This is a genomic window from Mycobacterium sp. 2YAF39, assembly GCF_052114565.1.
GTDB lineage: Bacteria > Actinomycetota > Actinomycetes > Mycobacteriales > Mycobacteriaceae > Mycobacterium.
Map to the genome: position 1 here is coordinate 961,140 of NZ_JBFREZ010000001.1, position 23,321 is coordinate 984,460.

Annotated in this window: 23 protein-coding genes; 20 read left to right on the forward strand and 3 right to left on the reverse strand. The window is 65.7% G+C overall.

Going from position 1 to position 23,321, the window contains the following annotated elements:
• Positions 1-68: 68 nt before the first annotated feature.
• The 6 genes from AB4Z42_RS04850 to ahcY all read left to right on the forward strand — a co-directional run bounded on the left by AB4Z42_RS04850 (position 69) and on the right by ahcY (position 5,520).
• Positions 69-1,526, forward strand: a complete 1,458-nt coding sequence (locus AB4Z42_RS04850; RefSeq protein WP_442007950.1) for an amino acid permease — start codon at positions 69-71, stop codon at positions 1,524-1,526.
• Between the two features lie 167 nt (positions 1,527-1,693).
• On the forward strand, positions 1,694-2,908 hold the full coding sequence (locus AB4Z42_RS04855) for an alkane 1-monooxygenase (RefSeq protein ID WP_442007951.1): 1,215 nt from the start codon (positions 1,694-1,696) through the stop codon (positions 2,906-2,908).
• Complete coding sequence (locus AB4Z42_RS04860) at positions 2,905-3,066, forward strand: rubredoxin (RefSeq protein WP_442007952.1); 162 nt, start codon at positions 2,905-2,907, stop codon at positions 3,064-3,066. The genes AB4Z42_RS04855 and AB4Z42_RS04860 overlap by 4 nt, the downstream gene beginning before the upstream one ends.
• 23 nt (positions 3,067-3,089) lie before the next feature.
• Positions 3,090-3,269 carry a rubredoxin gene (locus AB4Z42_RS04865; protein WP_442007953.1) on the forward strand — a complete coding sequence of 60 codons (180 nt, stop codon included), beginning with the start codon at positions 3,090-3,092 and terminating at the stop codon, positions 3,267-3,269.
• 53 nt (positions 3,270-3,322) lie between these two features.
• A complete protein-coding gene (gene alkX / locus AB4Z42_RS04870; RefSeq protein WP_442007954.1) occupies positions 3,323-3,946 on the forward strand; it encodes a TetR family transcriptional regulator AlkX in 624 nt (207 codons plus the stop codon).
• A 113-nt stretch (positions 3,947-4,059) separates the two neighbouring features.
• On the forward strand, positions 4,060-5,520 hold the full coding sequence (gene ahcY / locus AB4Z42_RS04875) for an adenosylhomocysteinase (protein WP_442007955.1): 1,461 nt from the start codon (positions 4,060-4,062) through the stop codon (positions 5,518-5,520).
• 145 nt (positions 5,521-5,665) lie between these two features.
• Here ahcY and AB4Z42_RS04880 read toward each other — a convergent pair whose 3' ends face one another.
• Positions 5,666-6,031: a heme-binding protein gene (locus AB4Z42_RS04880; RefSeq protein ID WP_442007956.1), complete on the reverse strand. Its 366-nt coding sequence runs from the start codon at positions 6,029-6,031 to the stop codon at positions 5,666-5,668.
• A 198-nt stretch (positions 6,032-6,229) separates the two neighbouring features.
• Here AB4Z42_RS04880 and AB4Z42_RS04885 point away from each other — a divergent pair, with 198 nt between their 5' ends.
• Positions 6,230-7,534, forward strand: coding sequence for a lipase family protein (locus tag AB4Z42_RS04885; protein ID WP_442007957.1), 1,305 nt, complete (start codon positions 6,230-6,232; stop codon positions 7,532-7,534).
• Positions 7,535-7,646: 112 nt separating this feature from the next.
• Here AB4Z42_RS04885 and AB4Z42_RS04890 read toward each other — a convergent pair whose 3' ends face one another.
• Positions 7,647-8,333, reverse strand: a complete 687-nt coding sequence (locus AB4Z42_RS04890) for a DUF899 domain-containing protein (RefSeq protein WP_442007958.1) — start codon at positions 8,331-8,333, stop codon at positions 7,647-7,649.
• Positions 8,334-8,417: 84 nt separating this feature from the next.
• Here AB4Z42_RS04890 and AB4Z42_RS04895 point away from each other — a divergent pair, with 84 nt between their 5' ends.
• From AB4Z42_RS04895 to AB4Z42_RS04945, 11 genes are all read left to right on the forward strand, one after another.
• Positions 8,418-9,044, forward strand: a complete 627-nt coding sequence (locus tag AB4Z42_RS04895) for a dTMP kinase (RefSeq protein WP_442007959.1) — start codon at positions 8,418-8,420, stop codon at positions 9,042-9,044.
• Between the two features lie 103 nt (positions 9,045-9,147).
• Positions 9,148-10,251, forward strand: a complete 1,104-nt coding sequence (locus AB4Z42_RS04900; protein WP_442007960.1) for a hypothetical protein — start codon at positions 9,148-9,150, stop codon at positions 10,249-10,251.
• 172 nt (positions 10,252-10,423) lie between these two features.
• Positions 10,424-11,572 carry a BTAD domain-containing putative transcriptional regulator gene (locus AB4Z42_RS04905; RefSeq protein WP_442007961.1) on the forward strand — a complete coding sequence of 383 codons (1,149 nt, stop codon included), beginning with the start codon at positions 10,424-10,426 and terminating at the stop codon, positions 11,570-11,572.
• A gap of 117 nt (positions 11,573-11,689) precedes the next feature.
• Positions 11,690-13,243, forward strand: a complete 1,554-nt coding sequence (locus tag AB4Z42_RS04910) for a serine/threonine-protein kinase (protein ID WP_442007962.1) — start codon at positions 11,690-11,692, stop codon at positions 13,241-13,243.
• A gap of 105 nt (positions 13,244-13,348) precedes the next feature.
• Entirely contained in the window at positions 13,349-14,038 is a 690-nt protein-coding gene (locus AB4Z42_RS04915; protein ID WP_442007963.1) for a hypothetical protein, read from the forward strand.
• 149 nt (positions 14,039-14,187) lie between these two features.
• Positions 14,188-14,874 (forward strand): two-component system response regulator MtrA, encoded by a 687-nt coding sequence (mtrA, locus tag AB4Z42_RS04920; protein ID WP_442007964.1) that lies wholly within the window; start codon positions 14,188-14,190, stop codon positions 14,872-14,874.
• A 75-nt stretch (positions 14,875-14,949) separates the two neighbouring features.
• Positions 14,950-16,584, forward strand: a complete 1,635-nt coding sequence (gene mtrB / locus AB4Z42_RS04925; RefSeq protein WP_442007965.1) for an MtrAB system histidine kinase MtrB — start codon at positions 14,950-14,952, stop codon at positions 16,582-16,584.
• An 8-nt stretch (positions 16,585-16,592) separates the two neighbouring features.
• Positions 16,593-18,335 carry an MtrAB system accessory lipoprotein LpqB gene (gene lpqB / locus AB4Z42_RS04930; RefSeq protein WP_442008121.1) on the forward strand — a complete coding sequence of 581 codons (1,743 nt, stop codon included), beginning with the start codon at positions 16,593-16,595 and terminating at the stop codon, positions 18,333-18,335.
• A 102-nt stretch (positions 18,336-18,437) separates the two neighbouring features.
• The gene (locus tag AB4Z42_RS04935; protein ID WP_442007966.1) at positions 18,438-19,082 is read left to right on the forward strand and encodes a hypothetical protein; all 645 of its coding nucleotides are present in this window, start codon (positions 18,438-18,440) and stop codon (positions 19,080-19,082) included.
• Positions 19,075-19,644 carry a DUF6529 family protein gene (locus AB4Z42_RS04940; protein ID WP_442007967.1) on the forward strand — a complete coding sequence of 190 codons (570 nt, stop codon included), beginning with the start codon at positions 19,075-19,077 and terminating at the stop codon, positions 19,642-19,644. Before AB4Z42_RS04935 ends, AB4Z42_RS04940 begins: the two co-directional genes overlap by 8 nt.
• A gap of 13 nt (positions 19,645-19,657) precedes the next feature.
• The gene (locus AB4Z42_RS04945) at positions 19,658-20,113 is read left to right on the forward strand and encodes a Rieske (2Fe-2S) protein (RefSeq protein ID WP_442007968.1); all 456 of its coding nucleotides are present in this window, start codon (positions 19,658-19,660) and stop codon (positions 20,111-20,113) included.
• A 76-nt stretch (positions 20,114-20,189) separates the two neighbouring features.
• Here AB4Z42_RS04945 and AB4Z42_RS04950 read toward each other — a convergent pair whose 3' ends face one another.
• Complete coding sequence (locus AB4Z42_RS04950; protein WP_442007969.1) at positions 20,190-21,497, reverse strand: DUF2252 domain-containing protein; 1,308 nt, start codon at positions 21,495-21,497, stop codon at positions 20,190-20,192.
• A gap of 81 nt (positions 21,498-21,578) precedes the next feature.
• Between AB4Z42_RS04950 and AB4Z42_RS04955 the strand changes: the two genes are divergently transcribed.
• Together AB4Z42_RS04955 and hpf are read left to right on the forward strand one after the other, a co-directional pair.
• Positions 21,579-22,217 carry a ComF family protein gene (locus AB4Z42_RS04955; protein ID WP_442007970.1) on the forward strand — a complete coding sequence of 213 codons (639 nt, stop codon included), beginning with the start codon at positions 21,579-21,581 and terminating at the stop codon, positions 22,215-22,217.
• A 326-nt stretch (positions 22,218-22,543) separates the two neighbouring features.
• Complete coding sequence (gene hpf, locus AB4Z42_RS04960; protein WP_442007971.1) at positions 22,544-23,230, forward strand: ribosome hibernation-promoting factor, HPF/YfiA family; 687 nt, start codon at positions 22,544-22,546, stop codon at positions 23,228-23,230.
• The last annotated feature ends 91 nt before the right edge of the window (positions 23,231-23,321 follow it).

Below are 23,321 nucleotides of genomic sequence, written 5' to 3' on the forward strand. Positions count from 1 at the left end.
CTCCCTAGCGATCGACACGGCGAAACGGCGGACGGCAGGCGAAAGGGACTCGTATGGCTGGCAGTGGAATGACACGGCGAACCAAGTCCGTCGAGCAGTCGATAGAGGACACCGAAGAAGAGGGAACGCGGCTCCGCAAAGACCTGACCTGGTGGGATCTGATCGTCTTCGGGGTGTCGGTGGTCATCGGCGCCGGCATTTTCACCATCACCGCGTCCACTGCGGGCAGCATCACCGGGCCCGCAATATCGATCTCGTTCGTCCTCGCAGCGGTCGCCTGCGGTCTGGCGGCGTTGTGCTACGCGGAATTCGCGTCGACGGTGCCCGTCGCGGGCAGCGCATACACCTTCTCCTATGCCAGCTTCGGCGAAGTGGTGGCCTGGATCATCGGGTGGGATCTGGTACTCGAATTCGCGGTCGGGGCGGCGACGGTCGCCAAGAGTTGGTCGAACTATCTGGGCGAGGTGTTCGGGTTTGCGGGTGGCGAGATCGCCCTCGGCCCGGTGAACATCGACTGGGGCGCGGTGCTGATCGTCGCGATCGTGACCGCTTTGTTGGCGCTGGGCACGAAGTTGTCGTCCAACGTGAGCGCGGTCATCACGGCCATCAAGGTCGCCGTGGTGCTGGTGGTCATCGTGGTCGGCGCGTTCTACATCAAGGCCGCGAATTTCACGCCGTACATTCCGCCCGCTGAACCGGGCGGCAGCGCGGGGGAGCAGTCGCTGTTCTCGTTGCTCACCGGCGCGGGCGGCAGCAACTATGGCTGGTACGGGCTGCTGGCGGGTGCATCGATCGTGTTCTTCGCGTTCATCGGGTTCGACGTCGTGGCGACCACCGCGGAGGAGACCAAGGATCCGCAGCGTGACGTTCCGCGCGGCATCTTCGGCACGCTTGCCATCGTCACCGTGCTGTACGTCGCGGTCGCGGTGGTGCTGTCCGGAATGGTCAAGTACACCGATCTGAGGGATGCCGGTGAAGACGCCAACCTCGCGACCGCGTTCAACGTGAACGGCGTCGACTGGGCGGCGACTTTGATCAGCATCGGCGCCCTTGCCGGGCTCACCACCGTCGTGATGGTCCTGGTGCTCGGCCAGATCCGGGTGTTGTTCGCGATGTCGCGAGACCACCTGCTACCGGGTCAGCTGGCCAGGACGGGTGATCGCGGAACCCCGGTGCGGCTCACCGTGCTCGTCGGGGTCGTCGTGGCTCTTGCCGCCGCGCTGTTCCCGATCACCAAACTCGAGGAAATGGTCAACGTCGGCACGCTCTTCGCGTTCGTGCTGGTGTCGGCGGGAGTGATCATTCTTCGGCGCAGCCGTCCCGATCTGCACCGCGCGTTCCGGGTGCCGTGGGTGCCATGGCTTCCGATCGCTGCGATCGTCGCCTGCCTGTGGTTGATGCTGAATCTGACGGCGCTGACCTGGATCCGTTTCGTGGTGTGGATGGCGATCGGCATGGTCATCTACTTCGTGTACGGCAGGCGGCACTCGAAGGTCGCTGCGCGCGAGGACGCGCAACTCACCTAATCCGGGCGATTTCGGCGTGCTGAGTCACGCTCAGCGAGACTTTCCACGCCGAAATCGGCCCGAGGCTGCGCGCGGTACTTTACAAAACATACTTCTGTGTCTAGACAAGCGACAAATGTGGCCCTATAGTCAAAGGCGGTCGTGATGGCACTCACACAGGAGGACTAATGACAACGCAGATGTCTGAACTCGAAGTCGCCCAGTGGCGCGACAAGAAGCGCTACCTGTGGCTGATGGGGCTGATCGCCCCGACGGCGATCTTCGTGATGCTGCCGCTGGTGTGGGCGTTCAACCAGTGGGGCTGGCATGTGGCGGCGCAGGTGCCGCTCTGGATCGGCCCGATCCTGCTCTACATCGTGCTGCCCGCACTGGACCTGCGGTTCGGCCCCGATGGCCAGAACCCGCCCGACGAGGTGATGGAGCGGCTGGAGAACGACAAGTACTACCGCTACTGCACCTACATCTATATCCCGTTCCAGTACGCCAGCGTCATCTTCGGCGCGTACCTGTTCACGGCGTCGGACCTGGGCTGGCTGGGATTTGACGGTGGGCTGAGCTGGCCGGCCAAGATCGGTCTGGCGCTCTCGGTCGGGATGCTCGGAGGGGTGGGCATCAACACCGCACACGAGATGGGCCACAAGAAGGACGAACTGGAACGGTGGCTGGCCAAAATCACGCTGGCGCAGACCTGCTACGGCCACTTCTACATCGAGCACAACCGCGGTCACCACGTCCGCGTGGCCACCCCGGAGGACCCGGCGTCGGCCCGCTTCGGTGAGACGTTCTGGGAGTTCCTGCCGCGCAGCGTGTGGGGCAGTCTCAAGTCGTCGTGGGAGCTGGAGGCCGCGCGGCTGCGCCGGCAGGGCAAGAGTCCGTGGCACTGGTCCAACGACGTGCTCAACGCATGGGCGATGTCGGTGGTGTTCTACGGCATCCTGATCGCGGTCTTCGGGCTGGCGCTCATTCCCTACATCGTGATCTCGGCGGTCTTCGGATTCACCTTGCTCGAGACGGTCAACTATCTCGAGCATTACGGGCTGAAGCGGCAGAAGCTGCAGAGCGGTCGTTACGAGCGGTGCGCGCCGTCGCACAGCTGGAACTCCGACCACATCGTGACCAACCTGTTCCTGTACCACCTACAGCGGCACAGCGATCACCACGCCAACCCGACGCGTCGCTACCAGACGCTGCGCAGCATGGACGGCGCACCGAACCTGCCGAGCGGCTACGCCTCCATGATCGGACTGACGTACTTCCCGCCGCTGTGGCGGCGCGTGATGGATCACCGGGTGCTCGCGCACTACGACGGCGACATCACTCGGGTCAACGTGCACCCTCGCCTGCGCGACAAGGTGATGGCCAAGCACGGAGGCGCGGCATGAGCACCTACCGCTGCCCCGGCTGCGATTACGTGTACGACGAGACGAAAGGTGCACCGCGGGAAGGATTTCCCGCGGGCACCGCCTGGAATGACATCCCCGAAGACTGGTGCTGTCCGGACTGTGCAGTGCGCGAGAAGGTCGACTTCACCACCGTTTAGCCCGCCATACGGAAAGGAATGACATGGACTACAAACTGTTCGTCTGCGTGCAGTGCGGATTCGAGTACGACGAGGCCAAGGGCTGGCCGGAAGACGGCATCGCCCCGGGCACGCGCTGGGACGACATCCCCGACGACTGGAGCTGCCCGGACTGCGGTGCGGCCAAGGCCGACTTCGAGATGGTGGAGGTCGCTCGTTCGTGACGACGAGCGTGACCTGGGCGAGCGGAGCGACGGGGAAAGATAGGGTCGCGAGGGTGTCCCGCCCACGAAGCGCGCAGCGCATCCCGTACGCCGAGGCGTCCCGGGTGTTGCTGCGCGATTCGATTCTGGACGGCATGCGCGAAGAGTTGCTCACCCGCGACTGGTCGGCGATCACGCTGTCGCATGTGGCCAAGGCCGCGGGTATCAGCCGCCAGACCATCTACAACGAGTTCGGCTCGCGGCACGGTCTGGCCCAGGCCTACGCGCTGCGTCTGGCCGACCGGCTCGTCGACCAAATCCAGGGTGCGATCGAGAGCAATGAGGGCGACGTCCACGCCGCCTTCGTTGCGGGCTTCCGTGACTTCTTCACCGAGTCGGCCGCCGACCCCCTGGTGATCTCACTGCTGACCGGCGACTTCAAACCCGACCTGCTTCAGCTCATCACCACCGACAGCGGGCCGATCATCACGCACTGCTCGCAACGGCTGACATCGACATTCGTTGACAGCTGGGTGAAATGCAGCGAGGACGACGCGGGAGTCCTGGCCCGGGCGATCGTCCGGCTCGCCATGAGCTACGTGTCGATGCCGCCCGAGGCGGACCATGATGTCGCCCGTGACCTGGCCCGTTTGATGACGCCGTTCGCCGAGCGCTACGGTGTTGTAGACACCTCTTAGCTGTCAGAGCGCCGTTAGCGCCTGTCCCGCGAGCCCGCAGGCTAGGGTGTCGCCGCTGCGCACATCTGTGCGCCCACTGGCAAAGACGAACGAATGAAGGGCTCTAGAAATCCATGACTGAATTGAAGGTCGATGTGCGCAACGGCATCGATTACAAGGTTGCCGACCTGTCGCTGGCCGAATTCGGCCGCAAGGAGATCCGGCTGGCCGAACACGAGATGCCCGGCCTGATGACACTCCGCCGCGAGTACGCCGAGGTGCTGCCCCTGAAGGGTGCCCGCGTCTCCGGTTCGCTGCACATGACGGTGCAGACCGCGGTGCTGATCGAGACGCTGGTCGCTCTTGGCGCCGAGGTGCGTTGGGCGTCGTGCAATATCTTCTCCACCCAGGACCATGCCGCCGCCGCGACCGTCGTCGGGCCGCACGGTACGACGGAGGAGCCCAAGGGCGTTCCGATCTTCGCGTGGAAGGGCGAGACCCTCGAGGAGTACTGGTGGGCTGCCGAGCAGATGCTGACCTGGCCCAACGAACCGGCCAACATGATCCTCGACGACGGTGGCGACGCCACCATGCTGGTGCTGCGTGGCGCTCAGTTCGAGAAGGCCGGCGTTGTTCCTCCCGGTGAGGACGACGACTCCGACGAGTACAAGGTGTTCTTGTCGCTGATCCGTCAGCGCTTCGAGACCGACAAGACCAAGTGGACCAAGATCGCCGAGTCCGTCCAGGGCGTGACCGAGGAGACCACCACCGGTGTGCTGCGGCTCTATCAGTTCGCCGCTGCGGGTGAGCTCGCCTTCCCGGCCATCAACGTCAACGACTCGGTCACCAAGAGCAAGTTCGACAACAAGTACGGCACCCGGCACTCGCTGATCGACGGCATCAACCGCGGCACCGACGTGCTGATCGGCGGCAAGGCCGCGCTGGTGTGCGGCTACGGCGATGTCGGCAAGGGCTGCGCCGAGGCGCTCAAGGCCCAGGGTGCGCGCGTCGCCGTCACCGAGATCGATCCGATCAACGCGCTGCAGGCGCTGATGGATGGCTTCGAGGTCAAGACCGTCGAAGAGGCCATCGGCTGGGCGGACATCGTCATCACCGCGACGGGCAACCAGGGCATCATCACGCTCGAGCACATGAAGTCGATGAAGCACCAGGCGATCCTGGGCAACATCGGTCACTTCGACGACGAGATCGAGATGGCCCGCCTGGAGCGCGACAAGAAGATCCGCCGGATCAACATCAAGCCGCAGGTCGATGAGTTCATCTTCGAGGACGGTCACTCGATCATCGTGTTGAGCGAGGGCCGGCTGCTGAACCTCGGCAACGCGACGGGTCACCCGTCGTTCGTGATGAGCAACAGCTTCAGTAACCAGGTGATCGCGCAGATCGAGCTGTGGACCAAGAACGACGAGTACGACAACGAGGTCTACCGCCTGGCCAAGCACCTCGACGAGAAGGTCGCCAAGATCCACGTCGAGGCCCTCGGCGGTTCGATCACCAGGCTGACCAAGGAGCAGGCGGAGTACATCGGCGTCGACGTCGACGGCCCGTACAAGCCGGAGCACTACCGCTACTGAGATTTACCAGCCATCGAGACTGCGGTCAGATCGCCATCACGGAGAAATTCGCGATCTGACCGCAGTTTCGGCGTCTCAGGTGGGCATTCCGCTTTGGCCCGCTATGTCGTAGCGCGTCGAATCGCTCAACAACCTTGATGGCCAATCAGGGAGAGACCAGTGCACCGCAGTGGTTCTTGATGTCCGTCAGCGGTTGGCGGATGCCGGTCATCTCAGCGTCCTCCTGGGGATGCGCTTCCATGTAAGTCGTCACGTGCTCGGCGACCTGCGCTCGGGGCAGGTGCTGCAGCGTGTTCATGAAGCCGTTCAGGTCAGGATGAGTGAAGAGGTAGGCCGAGGTCGACGCATCCACGCCGGCGCGTACCCCTTCGAGGTCGGCGGCGGTGCAGCCCGGCGGGTTGTGCCCGTTGTCCGCCTGGGCGAGGGGGGATATGCCGAGCAGTGCGGCGCACGTAGCCGCGCCGGCGAATACAGGTATCACCAGGCGACGGGTTGTTCCAACTTTCAACATCGGAGGACTCCTTGTGCCATTCGGGATTAGCGCGATCAATTGCCAGTCTTTCGCTGGTCTACTGCCGGTGGGTACTTTCCCAAGGTCTTGCACAGGGAACCCGTAGCCGGCGCACAAGTTCGTTGCTGGGAAGCCATCGAACTTACTGACTGGTAAGACGCCCGCCGTCGGCCATAACGGTTCTGTTACGGTCCCTGTGTGCTGCGGGGGGTCGTCGTCGGTGTTCTGGTCGCTCTCGCAGCGGGTTTCGCACCGCACGCGTACGCCGATCCGAGCAATGACCAGCGCGATCCGTATTTCAACGAGGACGAGTACCAGGCCTTCTACACGCCGCCGGATCCGTTGCCGCCGGGAGCGCCGGGCGATCTGATCCGCACGGAGCCGTCACGGTTGGTGCTCGAGCCCTCGGGCCAGCTGGGCATGATCATGGCCACGGGGACGCGAATCTTGTACCGCAGCACCGATGCTCGCGGAAATCCGATGGCGGTGACAGGCACCTACTTCGAGCCCTTCAACAAATGGCCGGGCCAGGGGCCTCGTCCGCTGATTGTGTACGGCCCCGGCACCCAGGGCCAGGGCGACCAATGCGCACCGTCGCGCCAGTTCAATCAGGGCATCCACTGGTCGCCGTGGCTGGACCTGGCGTTCAACTACGAGGAGCTGTTCGTCTCGACGATGGTTGCGCGCGGGTTCGCGATCGTGATGACCGACTATCAGGGACTCGGCACGCCCGGACTACATACCTATGTGAACAGAGTCGCCCAGGGCAACGCAATGCTTGATGCCGGCCGCGCGGCGATGCGCCTGCCGGGCACATCGCTGGATCCGCATGGCCCCGTTGCCTTTTGGGGTTACTCGCAGGGCGGCGGCGCCGCGGCATCGGCGGCCGAGTTGGCGTCGTCGTACGCGCCGGACGTGCATGTCGTGGGGACGTACGCGGGCGCGCCACCGGCGGATCTGAAGGAGTTGTTCCCGTACGCGGACGGCAGCGCGCTCGTCGGCGTCGTCGGATACGCACTGAACTCCGTGATCACCACCTATCCGGAATTCGCGGAGACGATCCGGTCGAAGATGACGCCGCGGGGAGCGGACCTCTTGAACAAGGTGCAGGACCAGTGCATCGCGGAGACCATTACGAAGTTCATGTTTCGGCACCTGCAGCCGTATTTCAACGAAGACATCAACACGCTGGTCAACGAGGAACCGTTCAAGACGCTTTTCGACATGCAGAAACTCGGCCGCTACAAACCCAATGCGCCGGTGCTGATCCTCTCCAACCGTTACGACCCGTTGGTGCCGTATGGGCCGGCCCGTCAGCTTGCGATTGATTGGTGCGCTCAAGGTGCCGATGTGCAGTTCTGGACGAACGAAGAGCCGCCGTTTCTGAACAAGCTCGTGGTCAACCACGCGCTGCCCATGCTGGTGGACGGCGAGCGGGCGATGCAGTGGATCGCCGACCGCTTCAACGGATTGCCGTCGACGCCGAACTGCGGCCACATCTAGGCGTCTCCAATTGCTGACATCACAACTAGCCGCCGTTGGCGGTATCCCAGGCGCGGCCAGGGGGCCGAAGCGCTGATTCTGAGCATCGCGCTCAGAATGGACCTGCGATGGGCTACGTGCCGTACTCGTCGCGCTTGCGCGGCCAGTCGGAGAAGTCGTCGCCACGCCCCTTGGGCGCCCGGTCCAACAGCTGCCATGTCGCGTTCAGTGCTTCGGTGCCGCGATCGTAGGTCGAATACGTGTGGAAGACCTTGCCGTCCTCGAACGCAAAGCAGCTCAGCGCCATCAGCTCCATGACGTCGAGCATGCTGCCGCTGCCCGTCCCGTAGTCCCTGCGAGGCGTGCGCACGTGCATGTACTCGAAGAAGTCGGCATCGAAGTCACTGCCGCCCGACGACACCCACTCGACGTCCCAGCCCATCCGCTGCTTGTACGCGGTGAGGACCGGCAGCGGCGAGCGCGACGCGAGCAGGAACGTGACATCTCGGTGTGCCAGGTGCGGCACCGCGCCGACCAGGTTGTCCGTCTCGAACGTGCACCCCGGGCAGCCCTCTGGAGTGTTGGGACCCAGCATGAAGTGCCGCACGATCAGCTGTGAGCGGCCGTCGAACAGTTCGGCGAGTGTGCGACGGCCGGCCGTGGTGTCGAACGTGTACTCCTTGTCGACCGGCACCCACGGCAGAGATTGCCGTTCCCGCGCAAGCTCGGTGGCGCGTCTGGTCAGCTCCTTCTCGTTGGCCAGCTGCCGCTCGTAGGCGGCCCGCCACTGGTCGCGGGTCCCGACCTCATGCGTCGTCATTTCCTCATCCTCCTGCAGTACGGATGGTCATAGGAGCAGACCGTCCTCGGCGGTGAAACTCATCGCCCGCGCTACGCTGCCCGCGTGCTCATCGTGATCGAAGGTGTCGACGGCGCAGGCAAACGCACACTGACCAACGGCCTGCGCACCGCCTTCGAGACAGCGCACAAATCGGTCGCCACCCTTGCCTTTCCGCGTTACGGCGATTCGGTCGAAGCCGATCTGGCCGCCGAGGCGTTGCGCGGCGCGCACGGCGACCTTGCCGATTCCGTGCACGCCATGGCGGTGCTGTTCGCCCTGGACCGCGCCGGCGCCAAGGAACAGATCGCTGTCCTCGCCGACACGTACGACGTCGTCATCCTCGACCGTTACGTCGCCTCCAACGCCGCCTATAGCGCGGCCCGGCTGCACCAGGGCGCCGACGGTGAGGTCGTCGAATGGGTGCGCGCTCTCGAGTACGACCGCCTTGCGCTCCCGACGCCCGACGCCCAGATTCTGCTCGCGGTGCCGATCGAGCTCGCCGCCGCTCGCGCCGACAACCGTGCGCGCGAAGACGCTGACCGCGCGAAGGACGCCTACGAACGTGACGACGGCCTGCAGCGCCGCACCGGGGAGGTCTACGCCGCGCTGGCTGCGGCCAACTGGGGCGGCCGCTGGGAGGTCGTTCCTCCGGAGGTCGACGCGGTCGACCTCGGCAAACGGTTGTCCTAACGGCGCGCGTAAGAATCCCTCAAGAATCCCGGGAGACGGCTTCCGCAACCTGTTCTCACCACCACGAACCACTCGGGTCGTGGGGAGACAACAGGAGAAGAACATGAAGAACACCATCCGCGCCGCAATCGTCGCCGGCATCATCGGCGGCGCGACCCTCGGCCTGGCAGGCGTTGCCAACGCCGCCGTCATCGATCAGGAAGTCGTTGCGCAGCACTCGGCCGCTCATTCCCAGCTGTTCGCCGGGCACAAGGAGAGCGCCGGAGGCGACCAGGAAGAGTACTGGGCCCAAGATGTGGCCGCGATGCACTTTGCCCAAGATGAGGGCGACGATCACTCCGGCGAGACGGCGGGCAACGACGCGGAGCCGGCGGCCAACGAGCCGGCGCCCGAGCAGCCGGCGGACGAGCCGTCCGACCCGGCGCCCGAGCACCCGGCGAGCGACACCACCGGCGACGAGCCCGCCACCCCGGCCGCCGACACCCCGGACGACATCCCGGGCACCGACGCACCGGACACCGCTCCGGGCGCCGACGACGCCGAGCCGATGGTGGCCGATCCTGCGCCAGCGCAGGCGAGCGAGGTCGAGGAGATGACCGAGCTCGTGACCGAGGAGATGACGAGCGAAACCACGACATCTGTCGACGAGTGGAATCACGAAGTGACAGAGTGGAATTCGGATTGGGTCACCTACGACGCCTACAACCGGCCGGTCATCCTCAACCCGTACGACACCGCGATGCAGTTGTTCTACACCTACGACAACGCCCCGCGGATCGTCACCGTGCCGGCCGGCCAGCGCGTGGCTCTCGATGTGCCGACGACTGGCGTGTACCCCTTCACCTCCGTGGTGAAGTCGCCGACGGGGCCCATCAAGACGGTGTCTGTGGGCAGCTTCAACGTGCCCCAGCCCGGCCAGAAGCCGGCACCGGCCACGGCGCTCAACAACGTGCTGGTCAAGCTGAACTACCCGAGAAGCACCTCGGCACCGTTCCGGGTCAAGACGCTGGCCGATCTGGGTGACGATTCCGCCATGGGTGCGCGCCGGGTGCTGATCGACGGCGTCGTCTCCGCATGGGGGCAGTGGTCGAAGACCCCGAACGGGGAGCAGCAGTTCGAGATCACCAAGACGCTGCAACTGCCCGGTCTCGCCACACCCTCGGAGGCACCGCTTCCCGGTTACAACGTCGCCATGTCGGCGCGGTAAGCGAACGGCGGACAACTGAATAAGACAACCGAATAAGAGGTAAGACCCTTCTGGGGGCGCGGGCGAAAGCCCGCGCCCCCCGCTGGCGTTTGCGGACAGGTCGCCGATTTCTGCGCCGGCTACGTCACAATTGACCAAGCAGTGGCACCACGAGCGAAAGGCAGCGCACCACATGGCGGTTTCAGCTCTCGGCTTCGGGGTGCTCGGCCCGCTGCAGATGACCATCGACGGCGACGACGTCGCTGTCGGGACACCGAAGCTGCGCGCGATCCTGGCCACGCTGGTCATCAACCGCAACCGCGCGGTCGCCGTCGACACTCTGATCAACGCGGTGTGGGGCGAGTCGCCTCTGCCCGGCGCGCGCGGCAGCGTGCACTCCTACGTGTCCAACCTGCGCAAGCTTCTCGGCCGGGCGGACCCCTCGCCGCAGACCACACTGGCCAGCGCACCACCCGGCTACCGGCTGGCCATCCCCGACAGCGCCTGCGACCTTGGCCGGTTCGCCACCGAGAAAGCCGCCGGTGTACTCGCCGGCGCGGCCGGAGACTTCGAGCGGGCGAGCCGTCACCTGTCGGCCGCGCTGGAGCAGTGGCGCGGTGCCGTGCTCGAGGATCTGCGCGAGTTCCCGTTCGTCGACCCGTTCGCCACCGCCCTGGACGAGGAACGACTGACCGTCGCCACCTCCCGCGCCGAAGCCGAACTCGCCTGTGGTCGCGCCGCGATGATCATCGGCGGCCTGGAAACCCTGGTGGCCGACCATCCCTACCGCGAACCGCTGTGGGCGCAGCTGATCAGTGCGTATTACCTCAGCGAACGGCAGTCCGACGCGCTCGACGCCTATCGCCGGCTGAAGACCGCACTGGCCGACGACCTGGGAATCGACCCCGGTCCGACAGTGCAGGCGTTGCACGACAGGATCCTGCGCCAGCAGCCGCTGGACGTGAAGACGGCGGCGCGCACCACAGCCGCCGGCGCGAAGACCGTGCTCGATCAGCGCACGCAGGTGCAGGCCGGCGGCGCGGCGGTATGGCTGGTGGATTCGTCGGGCCATCGCCACCCGCTGAGCTCGGTCGCGACGAAGATCGGCAGGCTGCCCGACAACGACATCGTGCTGGACGACGCGAAAGTCAGCCGCCACCATGCGGCGATCATCGACACCGGAACGGGTTTCGCGGTAAGCGATCTGCGCTCGGCGAACGGGGTCGAGTTGGGAGGTGCCCGGATCCACGGCAGCGTCCCGCTGGCCGACGGTGATGAGATCCGGATCTGTGGCCACGTCTTCACGTTCGAGTACGACGCCTCCGCATCGCCCGCTGACTGACATCGACACCGACGCCGTGATCGCGCCGAATGAGTTGCTGAAGTAGTACGGTGCTCGGATAGCTGAGTGGGGACACCTGGCCTGGCGGGACCGGGCCGCGTGCGAGGAAAGGCGGCGATGAACGATTCCCCGCACAACTCGCGTGTGGGCTCCCGGTTAGGCCCCTATCACCTCAACAGCCTGATCGGCCGCGGTGGCATGGGTGAGGTCTACGAGGCCGAGGACACCGTCAAGGGCCGCATCGTCGCGCTCAAGCTGCTGCCCGACTCCCTTTCGCACGACCCCATTTTCCGGGAACGGCTGCAACGTGAGGCGCGCGCCGCTGGCCAGCTCCAGGAGCCGCACGTGGTGCCCATCCACGACTACGGCGAGATCGACGGAGTGCTCTACGTCGACATGCGACTGATCGACGGAACTGATCTGCGCAGCGTGCTGGTCCAGGACGGTGCGATGGCGCCCTCGCGGGCGGTCTGGATCGTCCGCCAGGTGGCAGCCGCACTCGACGCCGCACACGCCGCAGGAATCACGCACCGCGACGTCAAGCCCGAGAACATCCTGATCACCGCCGACGATTTCGCCTACCTCGTCGACTTCGGCATCGCCAACGCCGTCACCGACCACACGCTCACCGAAAAGGGCACCGCCATAGGCACATACGCCTATATGGCGCCGGAGCGTTTCAGCTCCAAACCGGTCACCGAGAAGGCCGACATCTACGCGCTGGCGTGCGTGCTGCACCAGTGCCTCACGGGTTCGCAGCCGTTTGCAGCCGAGAGCATCAGCATGCTGATCACCGCGCACCTGATCGAGCCGCCACCGCGGCCGAGCGAGTTGCGGCCCGATATACCGCCCGCGTTCGACGCGATCGTCGCGAAAGGGATGGCCAAGGACGCCGCCGACCGCTACGACACTGCCGGAGAGTTCGCCCGCGCCGCGGCGGCAGTGCTGGGCGGTGGTGATTCCAACCCGATGATCGACGTACTGAACTCCTCGCATCCAGCCCAGCAAGCGACGATGCCGGTGAGCGCGGTTGCACCGGATGCCCCGACGTCGGCGGTTCGGGAGGACAGGAAGCCACGCAAACGTGATCACCGGACGTTGATCGCCGTCGGCGCGGGCGCCCTGGTGGTGATCGCCGTCGCGGCCAGCGTCGCGTGGCTGGTCGCGCGCCCACAGGGTGGTGCGTCTCCTACGTCTTCGACGCTGACTATCACCCGCACCGTGCCCGACGAGCCGCCGAACCCGGTCAGCACGGCCAGCAATCTCACCCCCGCTGAGCGGCAGCTGATGGCGCTGGTACCCGACCCGGACTCCTGCAAGCCCAACAAGGATTGGGACAACGCCATTGCGGCGGTGGACTGCAAGCCGACTGCGAGCGGTGACGGTCACGAGGGTGCGCTCTATGCGCTCTACAGCGATGCGGACCGGCTGCAGGAGGACTTCGACGGGGCGATCGCCAACGACGAGCTCGAAGCGTGCCCGGGAAGCGAGAGCTCCCCGGCCGACTGGGACTACAACAACTCGCCTGATCAGGCGGAGGGCTCGCTTGCGTGCGGCACCCTCAACGGCAGGGCCGACCTCGTCTGGACCAAAACCTCGGATCTGATGCTGGGCGCCGCGCAGGGCAACGACATCAAGGCGCTGTATGACTGGTGGGTCTCCACCACCTGACGACCCTGCTCAACGGGGTTAAGAATCCTTCAAGAATCTGAGCAGTGGCTGGCTCGATCCTTTTCTCAACCGGCGCGACAGGCGCCCCGAGAAAAAGGACACCCCATGAAGAGCTTCACGATCAACATCCGCTCCGTCACCGCCGCCGTCCTGATCGGCGCCGCCGCCGTCGGGCTGGCCGGCGGGATCGCCAATGCCGCCGACACCCAGGGCGTCCTCTACGGCGACCCCGACACCGCCAGCTCGTACTGGGTCCAGCAGAGCCTCGATGACTGCTCGTTGATGGCCACGGCCGACGTGGTGGGGCAGCTGACCGGCAACCAGCCCAGCGAACAGGAGATCGTCGACCTGGCAGGAGCCACGCGCAGCGCTCACCACGACGGCCCGATCTACCTTCCGGCGCCCGCCGACAACCCGGATGCGGGCAACGGTACCGATTCGCGGGATCTGCCGATCCTGCTGTCGCACTACGGCATTCATGCGGTGTACACCGACGACGACGTCGCAGCCCAGATCGGAGTCCCGACCGGTATGACGGCACTCGAGGATGCGATCGCCGACGGCCACAAGGTCATCGCCGGGGTCAACGCCGAGATCATCTGGAACGAAGAGGGCGACCGCACGAATGCCGATCACGATCTGGTGGTCACCGGCATCGACACCGAAGCCGGCATCGTGCACCTCAACGACAGCGGCACCGGGGACGGCGCCGACGAGCAGGTCCCGATCGAGGTCTTCGAGGCCGCGTGGATGACCAGCGGCCACGACATGGTCATCACCCTGGAGGCCGCCTGATCGATGTGAGGAAGCCGCGGCGCGATCTCGACGCGCCGCGGCTTCTGCATGTGTATCGGCCTCGAGGGCGCGCCAGATGAGCCGCCAAGCCGGGTCAACACGCAAAACGCCCGTGTGGTAGCCAGGGTTTATCGCGATCTGGTGACACCATGGACTCCATGAGGCAAAGGATTCTGGTTGTCGATGACGACCCTTCGCTCGCCGAGATGCTCACCATCGTGCTTCGCGGGGAGGGTTTCGACACCGCGGTCATCGGTGACGGCACTCAAGCGCTGACCGCGGTCCGCGAACTGCGGCCTGATCTGGTGCTGCTGGACCTGATGTTGCCCGGGATGAACGGCATCGACGTGTGCCGCGTGCTGCGCGCGGACTCCGGGGTGCCGATCGTCATGCTGACGGCCAAGACCGACACCGTGGACGTGGTGCTCGGGCTCGAGTCCGGCGCCGACGACTACGTGATGAAGCCGTTCAAACCCAAGGAGCTCATCGCCCGGGTACGCGCTCGCCTTCGCCGCAACGAGGACGAGCCCGCCGAGATGCTGTCGATCGCCGATGTCGACATCGACGTACCGGCCCACAAGGTCACGCGAATGGGAGAGCAGATTTCCCTGACGCCGCTCGAGTTCGACCTTTTGGTGGCGTTGGCGCGCAAACCGCGGCAGGTGTTTACTCGTGATGTGCTGCTCGAACAGGTGTGGGGATACCGTCACCCGGCCGACACCCGTTTGGTGAACGTGCATGTCCAGCGTTTGCGGGCCAAGGTCGAGAAGGACCCGGAGAACCCGCAGGTGGTGCTGACTGTTCGAGGAGTGGGATACAAGGCCGGACCTCCGTGACATGCACGGCTCGGCCGTGGCCGTGACCTGTGACCGCTCGGCGGTCGCCGTCGTCTTGGCCGCTCGGCGGTCGCCGTGATCTGGAGTTCGAGGCGGCGCATTCATCGGCGTTCCGCTCCACTGTTACGCGGATTGGGTGCGTTGAGCCGCGCGGTGGGCCTCGCGTGGAAACGTTCTCTGCAGTTACGCGTCGTCACCTTGACGATCGGCTTGTCGCTGGCCGTCATCCTGGCACTCGGCTTCGTGCTCACCAGTCAGATCACCGACCGGATCCTCCAGGTGAAGGTGCGCGCGGCCACCGAGGAGATCGACCGAGCCCGCAGCACCGTCAGCGGCATCGTCGGCGGTGAGGAGACGCGCTCGCTGGACAGCAGCCTGCAGTTGGCCCGCAACACATTGATCGATCGCACCGCCGATGCGGGTCCCGGTCTGGCCGGCGCCTTCGACGCGGTGCTCGTGGTGCCCGGCGACGGACCGCGCGCCGCGACCGCGGCAGGTCCGGTGCAACAGATTCCCAACGCCCTTCGCGAGTTCGTCAAGGCCGGCCAGGTCAGCTACCAGTACGCGACCGTGCACACCGAAGGCTTCTCGGGCCCGGCGTTGATCATCGGCAGTCCCACCTCGTCGCCGGTGACGAATCTGGAGCTGTATCTGATCTTCCCGCTGAACAACGAGGAGTCCACCATCTCGCTGGTGCGCGGCACGATGGCCACCGGCGCCGTCGTGCTGCTGGGTCTGCTGGCGGCGATCGCCCTCGTGGTGGCGCGCCAGATCGTGCTGCCGGTGCGATCGGCCTCACGGATCGCCGAGCGGTTCGCCGAAGGACATCTGACCGAGCGGATGCCGGTGCGCGGCGAGGACGATATGGCCCGGCTCGCAGTGTCGTTCAACGACATGGCAGAAAGCCTGCACCGCCAGATCACCCAGCTCGAGGAGTTCGGCAATCTGCAGCGCCGGTTCACCTCCGACGTCAGCCACGAACTCCGCACCCCGCTGACGACGGTCCGCATGGCCGCCGACCTGATCTACGACCACAGCGAGGAACTCGACCCGGCACTACGCCGCTCGACCGAGCTGATGGTCAGCGAGCTCGACCGCTTCGAGACTCTGCTCAATGATCTGCTCGAAATCTCGCGCCACGACGCCGGCGTCGCCGAATTGTCCGTCGAGGCGGTGGATCTGCGCGCGACGGTGCAGAGCGCGCTCGACAACGTCGGGCATCTGGCCGCCGACGCCGACATCGAGCTGATCGTCGACATGCCGGCCGAGGACGTCATCGCCGAGGTCGACCCGCGCCGCGTCGAACGCATCCTGCGCAACCTGATCGCCAACGCCATCGACCACGCGGAACACAAGCCGGTGCGCATCCGGATGGGCGTGGACGAAGACACCGTGGCAGTCACGGTGCGCGACTACGGCGTCGGGTTGCGGCCGGGCGAGGAGAAGCTGGTGTTCAGCAGGTTCTGGCGCTCGGACCCGTCGCGGGTGCGCCAATCCGGCGGCACCGGACTGGGCTTGGCCATCAGCATCGAGGATGCGCGCCTGCACCAGGGCCGACTCGAGGCGTGGGGTGAGCCCGGGAAGGGCGCCTGCTTCCGGCTCACCTTGCCGCTGGTGCGCGGACACAAGGTCACGACCAGCCCTCTGCCGCTCAAACCCGTTGGTCCTGAACGCGCCCCGCGCCGTACACGTGAATCGGAGAATGCGTGAAGCGGGTTCTGGCAGCGCTGTGGCTGCTGATGTTCGCACTTGTCGGTTGCGCCGGCGTGCCGAGTTCCTCATCGCCGCAGGCGATCGGCACCGTCGATCGGCCCGCGCCGCCGAGCCTGCCCAAGCCCACCCCCGGCATGGATCCCGACGTCCTGTTGCGGGAGTTCCTCAAGGCCACCGCCGATCCGGCCAACCGGCATCTGGCGGCGCGGCAGTTCCTCACCGAATCTGGTTCGAGCGCATGGGATGACGCCGGCAGCGCGCTACTGATCGACAACGTCGTGTTCGTCGAAACCCGCGGCGTGGATCGGGTCACCGTGCACATGCGCTCCGACATTCTGGGGTCGCTGTCGGACCTGGGTGTCTTCGAGACGGGCGAGGGTGCACTGCCCGATCCGGGGCCCATCGAACTGGTCAAAACTCCCGACGGCTGGCGTATCGACAAGCTGCCCAACGGGGTTTTCCTTGACTGGCAACAGTTTCAGTCGACCTACAAACGCAACACCCTGTATTTCGCCGATCCGACCGGCACCACCGTGGTGCCCGATCCGCGTTACGTCGCGGTCTCCGACCCCGACCAGCTGGCCACCGAACTGGTCAGCAAGCTGATCGCCGGGCCGCGCCCCGAGATGGCCAACAGCGTGCGCAACCTGCTGGGGCCGCCGCTGAAACTGCGTGGACCGGTGACCCGCGCCGACGGCGGGAAGACGGGCGTCGGCCGGGGTTACGGCGGCGCGCGGATCGACCTGGACAACCTGTCGACCACCGATCCGCACAGTCGCCAACTGCTTGCGGCGCAGCTCATTTGGACATTGTCGCGCGCAGGCATCAACGGTCCTTATGTGATCACCGCCGACGGCGCCGCGCTCGACGACCGGTTCGCCGACGGATGGGAGACCTCCGATGTGGCGGCCACCGATCCGGGAGCGTTCCCTGGGGCGGCTGCGGGCCTGCATGCATTGGTGGGTGGATCGCTCGTGTTCCTTGACGGCCCGCGCGCGCCACGCGTCCCGGGGGCGTTCGGGCAGATGCCCGATCAAACGGCGGCGGCGATATCGCGCACCGGCCAGAACGTGGCGTCGATCGTGACATTGCGGCCGGGCGCACCCGATATGGCGTCCTCGCTGTGGCTCGGTCCACTCGGTGCTACCGCATCCCAGGCGCTTGATGGACGCAACCTGACTCGCCCGAGCTGGTCTCTCGACGAGGCCGTGTGGGTGGTGGTCGACGGCAACAACGTGGTGCGCGTCATCCAGGATGCGTCCGGACAACCGGCGCGCATACCGGTCGACTCGACGCCGGTGTCGTCGAGGTTTCCCGGCGCGATCCGTGAGCTGCAGCTGTCCCGGGACGGAACCCGCGCCGCGATGGTCATCGACGGCCAGGTGATTCTGGCCGGGGTGGAGCAGACCCCCGGCGGCGGATACGCGCTGACGTATCCGCGACGTCTGGGCTTCGGGCTGGGCAACACGGTCGTCTCGTTGTCGTGGCGCACCGGCGACGACATCGTCGTGAGTCGCACCGATGCGCAGAATCCGGTGTCCTACGTCAATCTCGACGGCGTCAACTCCGATGGACCGAGCCGGAATCTGCTGATGCCCGTCACCACCGTGGCGGCCAACCCGTCGACGGTCTACGTCGCCGACGCTCGCGGCGTGCTGCAACTCACGGGCTCAGGTGACAACGACCCGGTGTGGTCGGAGGTTCGCGCGCTGATGGTCCCTGGGGCGCTGCCGGTGTTGCCGGGCTGAGGCCAACGTCCTCGAAATTGGGCTGAACCAACCGCCGTCGACTCCCGTTGTGCAGACGAACCGACGCTAGAAGCGTTGGACGTCAGCCAAGGAGAGACGACGATGAAGGTTCGCGGTCCACTGATCACCCTCGCCGCGGTGGCGGCACTGGGCGTAGGCATTTTGACCGTCAACATTTCCCAGGAGCCAGACCCCGTGATCCCCGGTCAGCCGGTGGCCGCGCCGGCTCCCGCGGCTGCTTCACCTGCACCGACGACGCCACCCGCGCCGGCATTTCCGGCCAAGGCCGACTACGTCGGCAAGATCCCGACGGCTACCGGCGTCATCACCTTGGATATCGCCGTCGACGGCGACAAAGCCGTGGCCTACGCCTGCGACGGGAACTCGATCGAGTCGTGGCTGCGCGGATCAGCGGTCAACGGCGCGGTGAGTCTCGCGAGCAAGGACCGGACCAGCCGACTCGAGGGTCGCCTCGACGGCACCGTGGTCGTGGGAACCCTGTGGATCGGCGAGAAGAAGTGGGACTTCACCGCGGGGGTCGTGCGGCCACCCGCCGGGCTGTACGTGTACGAGCAGGGCACCAGCCGCAGCAGCTGGATCGTCGACTCATCCGGTAAGGCGACCGGCGTGCTGAGGCAGTACGACGGAACGACGGTGCCCGCCCCGGCTCTGGACGCCGACCGCAGCGCAGTCATCGACGGGCGCACCGTCACCGCGACACGGGTGCAAGGTGACAGCGATGTCTGAGTCCGTGGCAACCGAACGGATCAGCGTGTCGCGCGGAGACGCTGGAGTGCTGGTGGCGGTCCTCGTCGGTGCGCTTGTCGCGGTCGGACTCGGCGTGTTCGGCAAAGTGCATCAGCCTCAATTCTTTTCGGTGAGCATCGCGGGCTTCTCCAGCGGTACGGCGGTGAAGTCGTGGCTTGCGACCGTCGCGGTGCTGCTGGCGTTGTTCCAGATGGTGTCGGCCTTCGCGATGTATCGGCTGATTCCGGGCGGCAGGGCTCCCGCGTGGATGGCGACCGCGCATGTGTGGTCGGGACGGCTGGCGGTACTGGTCAGCGTTCCTGTCGCTGTCCACTGTCTCTACGCGCTGGGATTCCAGGAGACAGACAGCAGAGTTTTGTTCCACTCGCTGTTCGGTTGCTTCTTTTACGGCGTATTTGTTGCGAAGATGATGCTGTTGACCCGAAAAGGCCTTCGCGCATGGGTGATTCCGATCGCGGGTGGGTTGCTGTTCTTCGGCCTTGTCTACGTCTGGTTGACCTCAGCCCTGTGGTTCTTCCAGACCAGCGGAATCACGCTCTAGCGAAAGGCTTTCAATGTCATTGACAGATGTGCGCATTCCCCGGCAAAAGGTCCTGATCGGCGCCGGACTCGGGCTGGTCGTCTCGGTGCTTGCCGCCTGTTCGAACTACGGCAAGAAGCCGGAGGCGTCCGGCGACACCGCCACGACGACGAAGGCCCCGGCGACGACGGGCGGGACAGCTCCCCAACCGGCCAACGTCATCACGAAGACCTCGGATGTGCCTGTCGGATCGGGTGTCATCGCCGGCGACGTCGTTGTCACCCAGGCGGCCGCGGGCGATTTCAAGGGCTTCTCGTCGAAGTGCACGCACGCCGGATGCACGCTCAACGAGGTAGTCGATGGAACCATCAACTGCCCCTGCCACGGCAGCAAGTTCAACCTGGACGGTTCGGTGGCGCACGGCCCGGCCACCAAGCCGCTGGAGTCGGTCGCCGTCGCGGTGGAAGGGGATTCGATCGTCAGCGGCTGAGCTGCCCAGCCGCCGAGTGTCCAGTTATGGCACGCGAATTCGCGAAAGATGTCACATAACTGGACACTCGGCCAATTCACGAAGAGCTGACGCCGGGGATGCGGCCTTCGCGGAACGCTTCGACGAAGTGGCGATGGTCGTCTCGTACGACGGCGGCGTACTCGAGGCCGAAGTCGACCATGTCGTCGACGAAATCGTCTGTGCGTTCCCCGATCACCTCGTCGATCGCGTCCTCGGTCTGGAACGAGACGAGCTCCTGGTCGCTGTCGGCGTCGCCCACGCAGTGCACCTTCGCGACGGCGCGACCGAGCTGGTCGATCACCTCGGTCAGTTCGTCGGGTTCGGTCAGCTCGCTCCAGTCCAGATCCGACTCGTACGGTGACAGTTCGGCGACGACGTAACCGACCCCGTCGATCTCCGTGTAGCCGAGCAGCGGATCGGCGTGCGCCTGCAGCGCGCGCTGCGACACCGCCGTGCGATGCCCGTGGTGCTTGAAGTACTTGTGCACCGCCTCGTCGTCGACCACACGGCTCGGCGCGGCGACGTTGCCCTGCTTCATCGACAGCACGATGTCGTTGTCGAGAGCCTGGTTGAACCCTTCGATCAGCACGTTGTAGCTCGGCAGCCCCGCACTGCCGATACCGAATCCGGTCCTGCCGACGATGTCCTTGACGTCGTAGGCGACCTCGCGGAACCTCTTCGACTGCGGGATGGTCTCCTGATAGGCCTCGAACGCGGCATTCACCTTCTCGTATTCGGCGTCGTCGAGCCGCCGGACGCCGCTGGCCTCACGGAACCGGCGGTCTGACTGATCGACGCCGGTCGTCCGATCGAGCATCGCGTGGCGGGTGGACAGCCGGGCGTCCTGCAACGCGGACAGCACCGCGCCACGGGCGGTGTCGAGGTTCAGCGAGAAGGTCGAATCATCCTCCGTCTGGCGGAACCACCGCACCTGCTCGAGATAGGACCGGACGAACGTGGTGATGAGGTCGCGGATCACCTCGTCGGACAGCGCCTTCTGCCAGCACATCAACGCGATGCTGGCCGCGAACCGTTGCAGATCCCAGGTGAAATGGCCGACGAACGCCTCGTCGAAGTCGTTGACGTCGAAGATGAGGACCCCGGCGCCGTCCATGTAGGTGCCGAAGTTCTCGGCGTGCAGGTCGCCCTGGATCCAGACGCGCGAGGTCCGCTCATCCGCCCACCTGTCCTCCCGCTCCGCGACGTCGCCGTAGAACACGCATGCGCTGCCCCGATAAAAAGCGAACGGTTCGGCGGCCATCTTGCGGAACTTGGTCCGGAATGCGTCGGGATCTGCCTCCATCAGATCGGAGAACGCCTCGACGAGGCAGTTGACGATGACCGATTCACGTTTGTCCTGCATGCCGGGTGGAGTACCCCCGGTGCGCGCCGGTGGCGCAAAAATCGCGGATGAGATGTCAGCCCGGTCCGCGAGACTGCGGATGTGCTGGATCTGGTCCTTCCGCTGGAGTGCGGCGGCTGCGGTGCGCGCTCAACGCGATGGTGCGACGCCTGCGCTAGCGACCTGGCCGTCAAACCGGACGAGCCGCACCTGATCAGCCCCCGCGTCGAGCCCGGCGTGCCCGTCTTCTCGCTCGGTCGATACGCGGGCGCGCGGCGCGAAGCGATCGTCGCCGTCAAGGAGCACGGCCGCGCCGACCTCGTGGAACCGCTCGCCGGTGCGCTGCGCGCAGGTCTGGCCCGGCTGCTGACCTGGGGCGTCGTCGATACGCCGACGACGGTGGTGCCTGCGCCGACGCGCCGATGGGCGGCCAGGCGCCGCGGGGGAGACCCGGTAATGCGTGTCGCGGTGGCCGCCGTCGCGGGACGTCGCGAGATCAACGTGGTGCAGGCGCTGCGCACCCGGGCCATGGTCGCCGACTCGGTGGGCCTGTCCAGCGCCGACCGTCAGCGCAATATCGCAGGCCGGGTGAAGGTGATGCGTTCCGTGGCCGGGGTGGCCGGCGAGGTGATGGTTGTCGATGACGTCGTGACCACCGGCGCCACCGTGTGCGAAGCCGTGCGCGTCCTGCAATCAGCGGGGGCAACCGTGACCGCCGTGCTAGCTCTCGCCAACGCCTGACCGCGATAAGTGACGTCGTTGGTAATTACCCGGGCATCAAGATGATGTGAAGAACTGAAAACGGGTCCCGAAAATTGGGTGGATTTTGTGGCACGACCGGGTGAACACGGACTACCGTCGGCATCAACCACCCGTGAATGCCTCACGGCGGCGCAATAGCCACACAGCGCCAGCATCGCCCACAAGCGGTAGGAGGTGAGTAAACGACACCTTGCGCCGGCGGGCCGCGACAAAGGCATTAGACATGCAGAGCCCCTCGGCGCGTATCCAGAGCCAGCCGGGCACGCGAACGCGTGCGGACGCGAGAGAGAAACGAGTTGCCAAGCATGTCAACCCATTCCATTGACTCCGACCAAGCGACGCTGATCGAAGACGAGACGCCCGAAGCCGAACTGCGAGCCGACATCGTCGTCAAAGGCCGCAACGTCGAGATTCCCGAGCACTTCCGCGTCTACGTCTCAGACAAACTGGCTCGCCTCGAACGCCTCGACCGCACCATCTACCTCTTCGACGTCGAGCTGGACCACGAACGCAACCGACGCCAGCGCAAAAACTGCCAGCACGTCGAAATCACCGCTCGCGGCCGCGGGCCGGTCGTCCGGGGCGAAGCCTGCGCCGACAGCTTCTACGCCGCCCTGGAGTCCGCGGTGTGCAAGCTCGAGAACCGACTCCGCCGCAGCAAGGATCGCCGCAAGATCCACTACGGCGACAAGACCCCTGTTTCGCTGGCCGAGGCCACCGCGATCGGCCCGCTGCCCGAAACACTCAACGGGTCCACGGAATCAATGCAGGCCGACGGCGCGATGTTGGACGACCACGAACCCGGCCGGATCGTGCGCACCAAGGAGCATCCGGCGACCCCGATGACCACCGATGACGCGCTGTCGCAGATGGAGCTCGTCGGCCACGACTTCTTCCTGTTCCACGACAAGGAGAGCGACAAGCCGTGTGTGGTGTATCGCCGTCACGCCTACGACTACGGCTTGATTAGGCTCTCCGAGCCGGAAGCCTGATTCGCGCGCCCTGACGCGGTCCCGCAGGGCTAGGTGCCACGTCGCTACCATGGGTTGAGCTTTATCAGATTCAACCCCATTGGAAAGCCTG

What these genes read in the sequence shown, in the direction of transcription:
- AB4Z42_RS04850 (WP_442007950.1), top strand. Translation starts at nt 69, where the DNA reads ATGACACGGCGAACCAAGTCCGTCGAGCAGTCGATAGAGGACACCGAA.
- AB4Z42_RS04855 (WP_442007951.1), top strand. Translation starts at nt 1,694, where the DNA reads ATGACAACGCAGATGTCTGAACTCGAAGTCGCCCAGTGGCGCGACAAG.
- AB4Z42_RS04860 (WP_442007952.1), top strand. Translation starts at nt 2,905, where the DNA reads ATGAGCACCTACCGCTGCCCCGGCTGCGATTACGTGTACGACGAGACG.
- AB4Z42_RS04865 (WP_442007953.1), top strand. Translation starts at nt 3,090, where the DNA reads ATGGACTACAAACTGTTCGTCTGCGTGCAGTGCGGATTCGAGTACGAC.
- ahcY (WP_442007955.1), top strand. Translation starts at nt 4,060, where the DNA reads ATGACTGAATTGAAGGTCGATGTGCGCAACGGCATCGATTACAAGGTT.
- AB4Z42_RS04880 (WP_442007956.1), bottom strand. Translation starts at nt 6,031, where the DNA reads ATGTTGAAAGTTGGAACAACCCGTCGCCTGGTGATACCTGTATTCGCC.
- AB4Z42_RS04890 (WP_442007958.1), bottom strand. Translation starts at nt 8,333, where the DNA reads ATGACGACGCATGAGGTCGGGACCCGCGACCAGTGGCGGGCCGCCTAC.
- AB4Z42_RS04900 (WP_442007960.1), top strand. Translation starts at nt 9,148, where the DNA reads ATGAAGAACACCATCCGCGCCGCAATCGTCGCCGGCATCATCGGCGGC.
- AB4Z42_RS04905 (WP_442007961.1), top strand. Translation starts at nt 10,424, where the DNA reads ATGGCGGTTTCAGCTCTCGGCTTCGGGGTGCTCGGCCCGCTGCAGATG.
- AB4Z42_RS04910 (WP_442007962.1), top strand. Translation starts at nt 11,690, where the DNA reads ATGAACGATTCCCCGCACAACTCGCGTGTGGGCTCCCGGTTAGGCCCC.
- AB4Z42_RS04915 (WP_442007963.1), top strand. Translation starts at nt 13,349, where the DNA reads ATGAAGAGCTTCACGATCAACATCCGCTCCGTCACCGCCGCCGTCCTG.
- mtrA (WP_442007964.1), top strand. Translation starts at nt 14,188, where the DNA reads ATGGACTCCATGAGGCAAAGGATTCTGGTTGTCGATGACGACCCTTCG.
- AB4Z42_RS04935 (WP_442007966.1), top strand. Translation starts at nt 18,438, where the DNA reads ATGAAGGTTCGCGGTCCACTGATCACCCTCGCCGCGGTGGCGGCACTG.
- AB4Z42_RS04940 (WP_442007967.1), top strand. Translation starts at nt 19,075, where the DNA reads ATGTCTGAGTCCGTGGCAACCGAACGGATCAGCGTGTCGCGCGGAGAC.
- AB4Z42_RS04945 (WP_442007968.1), top strand. Translation starts at nt 19,658, where the DNA reads ATGTCATTGACAGATGTGCGCATTCCCCGGCAAAAGGTCCTGATCGGC.
- AB4Z42_RS04950 (WP_442007969.1), bottom strand. Translation starts at nt 21,497, where the DNA reads ATGCAGGACAAACGTGAATCGGTCATCGTCAACTGCCTCGTCGAGGCG.
- hpf (WP_442007971.1), top strand. Translation starts at nt 22,544, where the DNA reads ATGTCAACCCATTCCATTGACTCCGACCAAGCGACGCTGATCGAAGAC.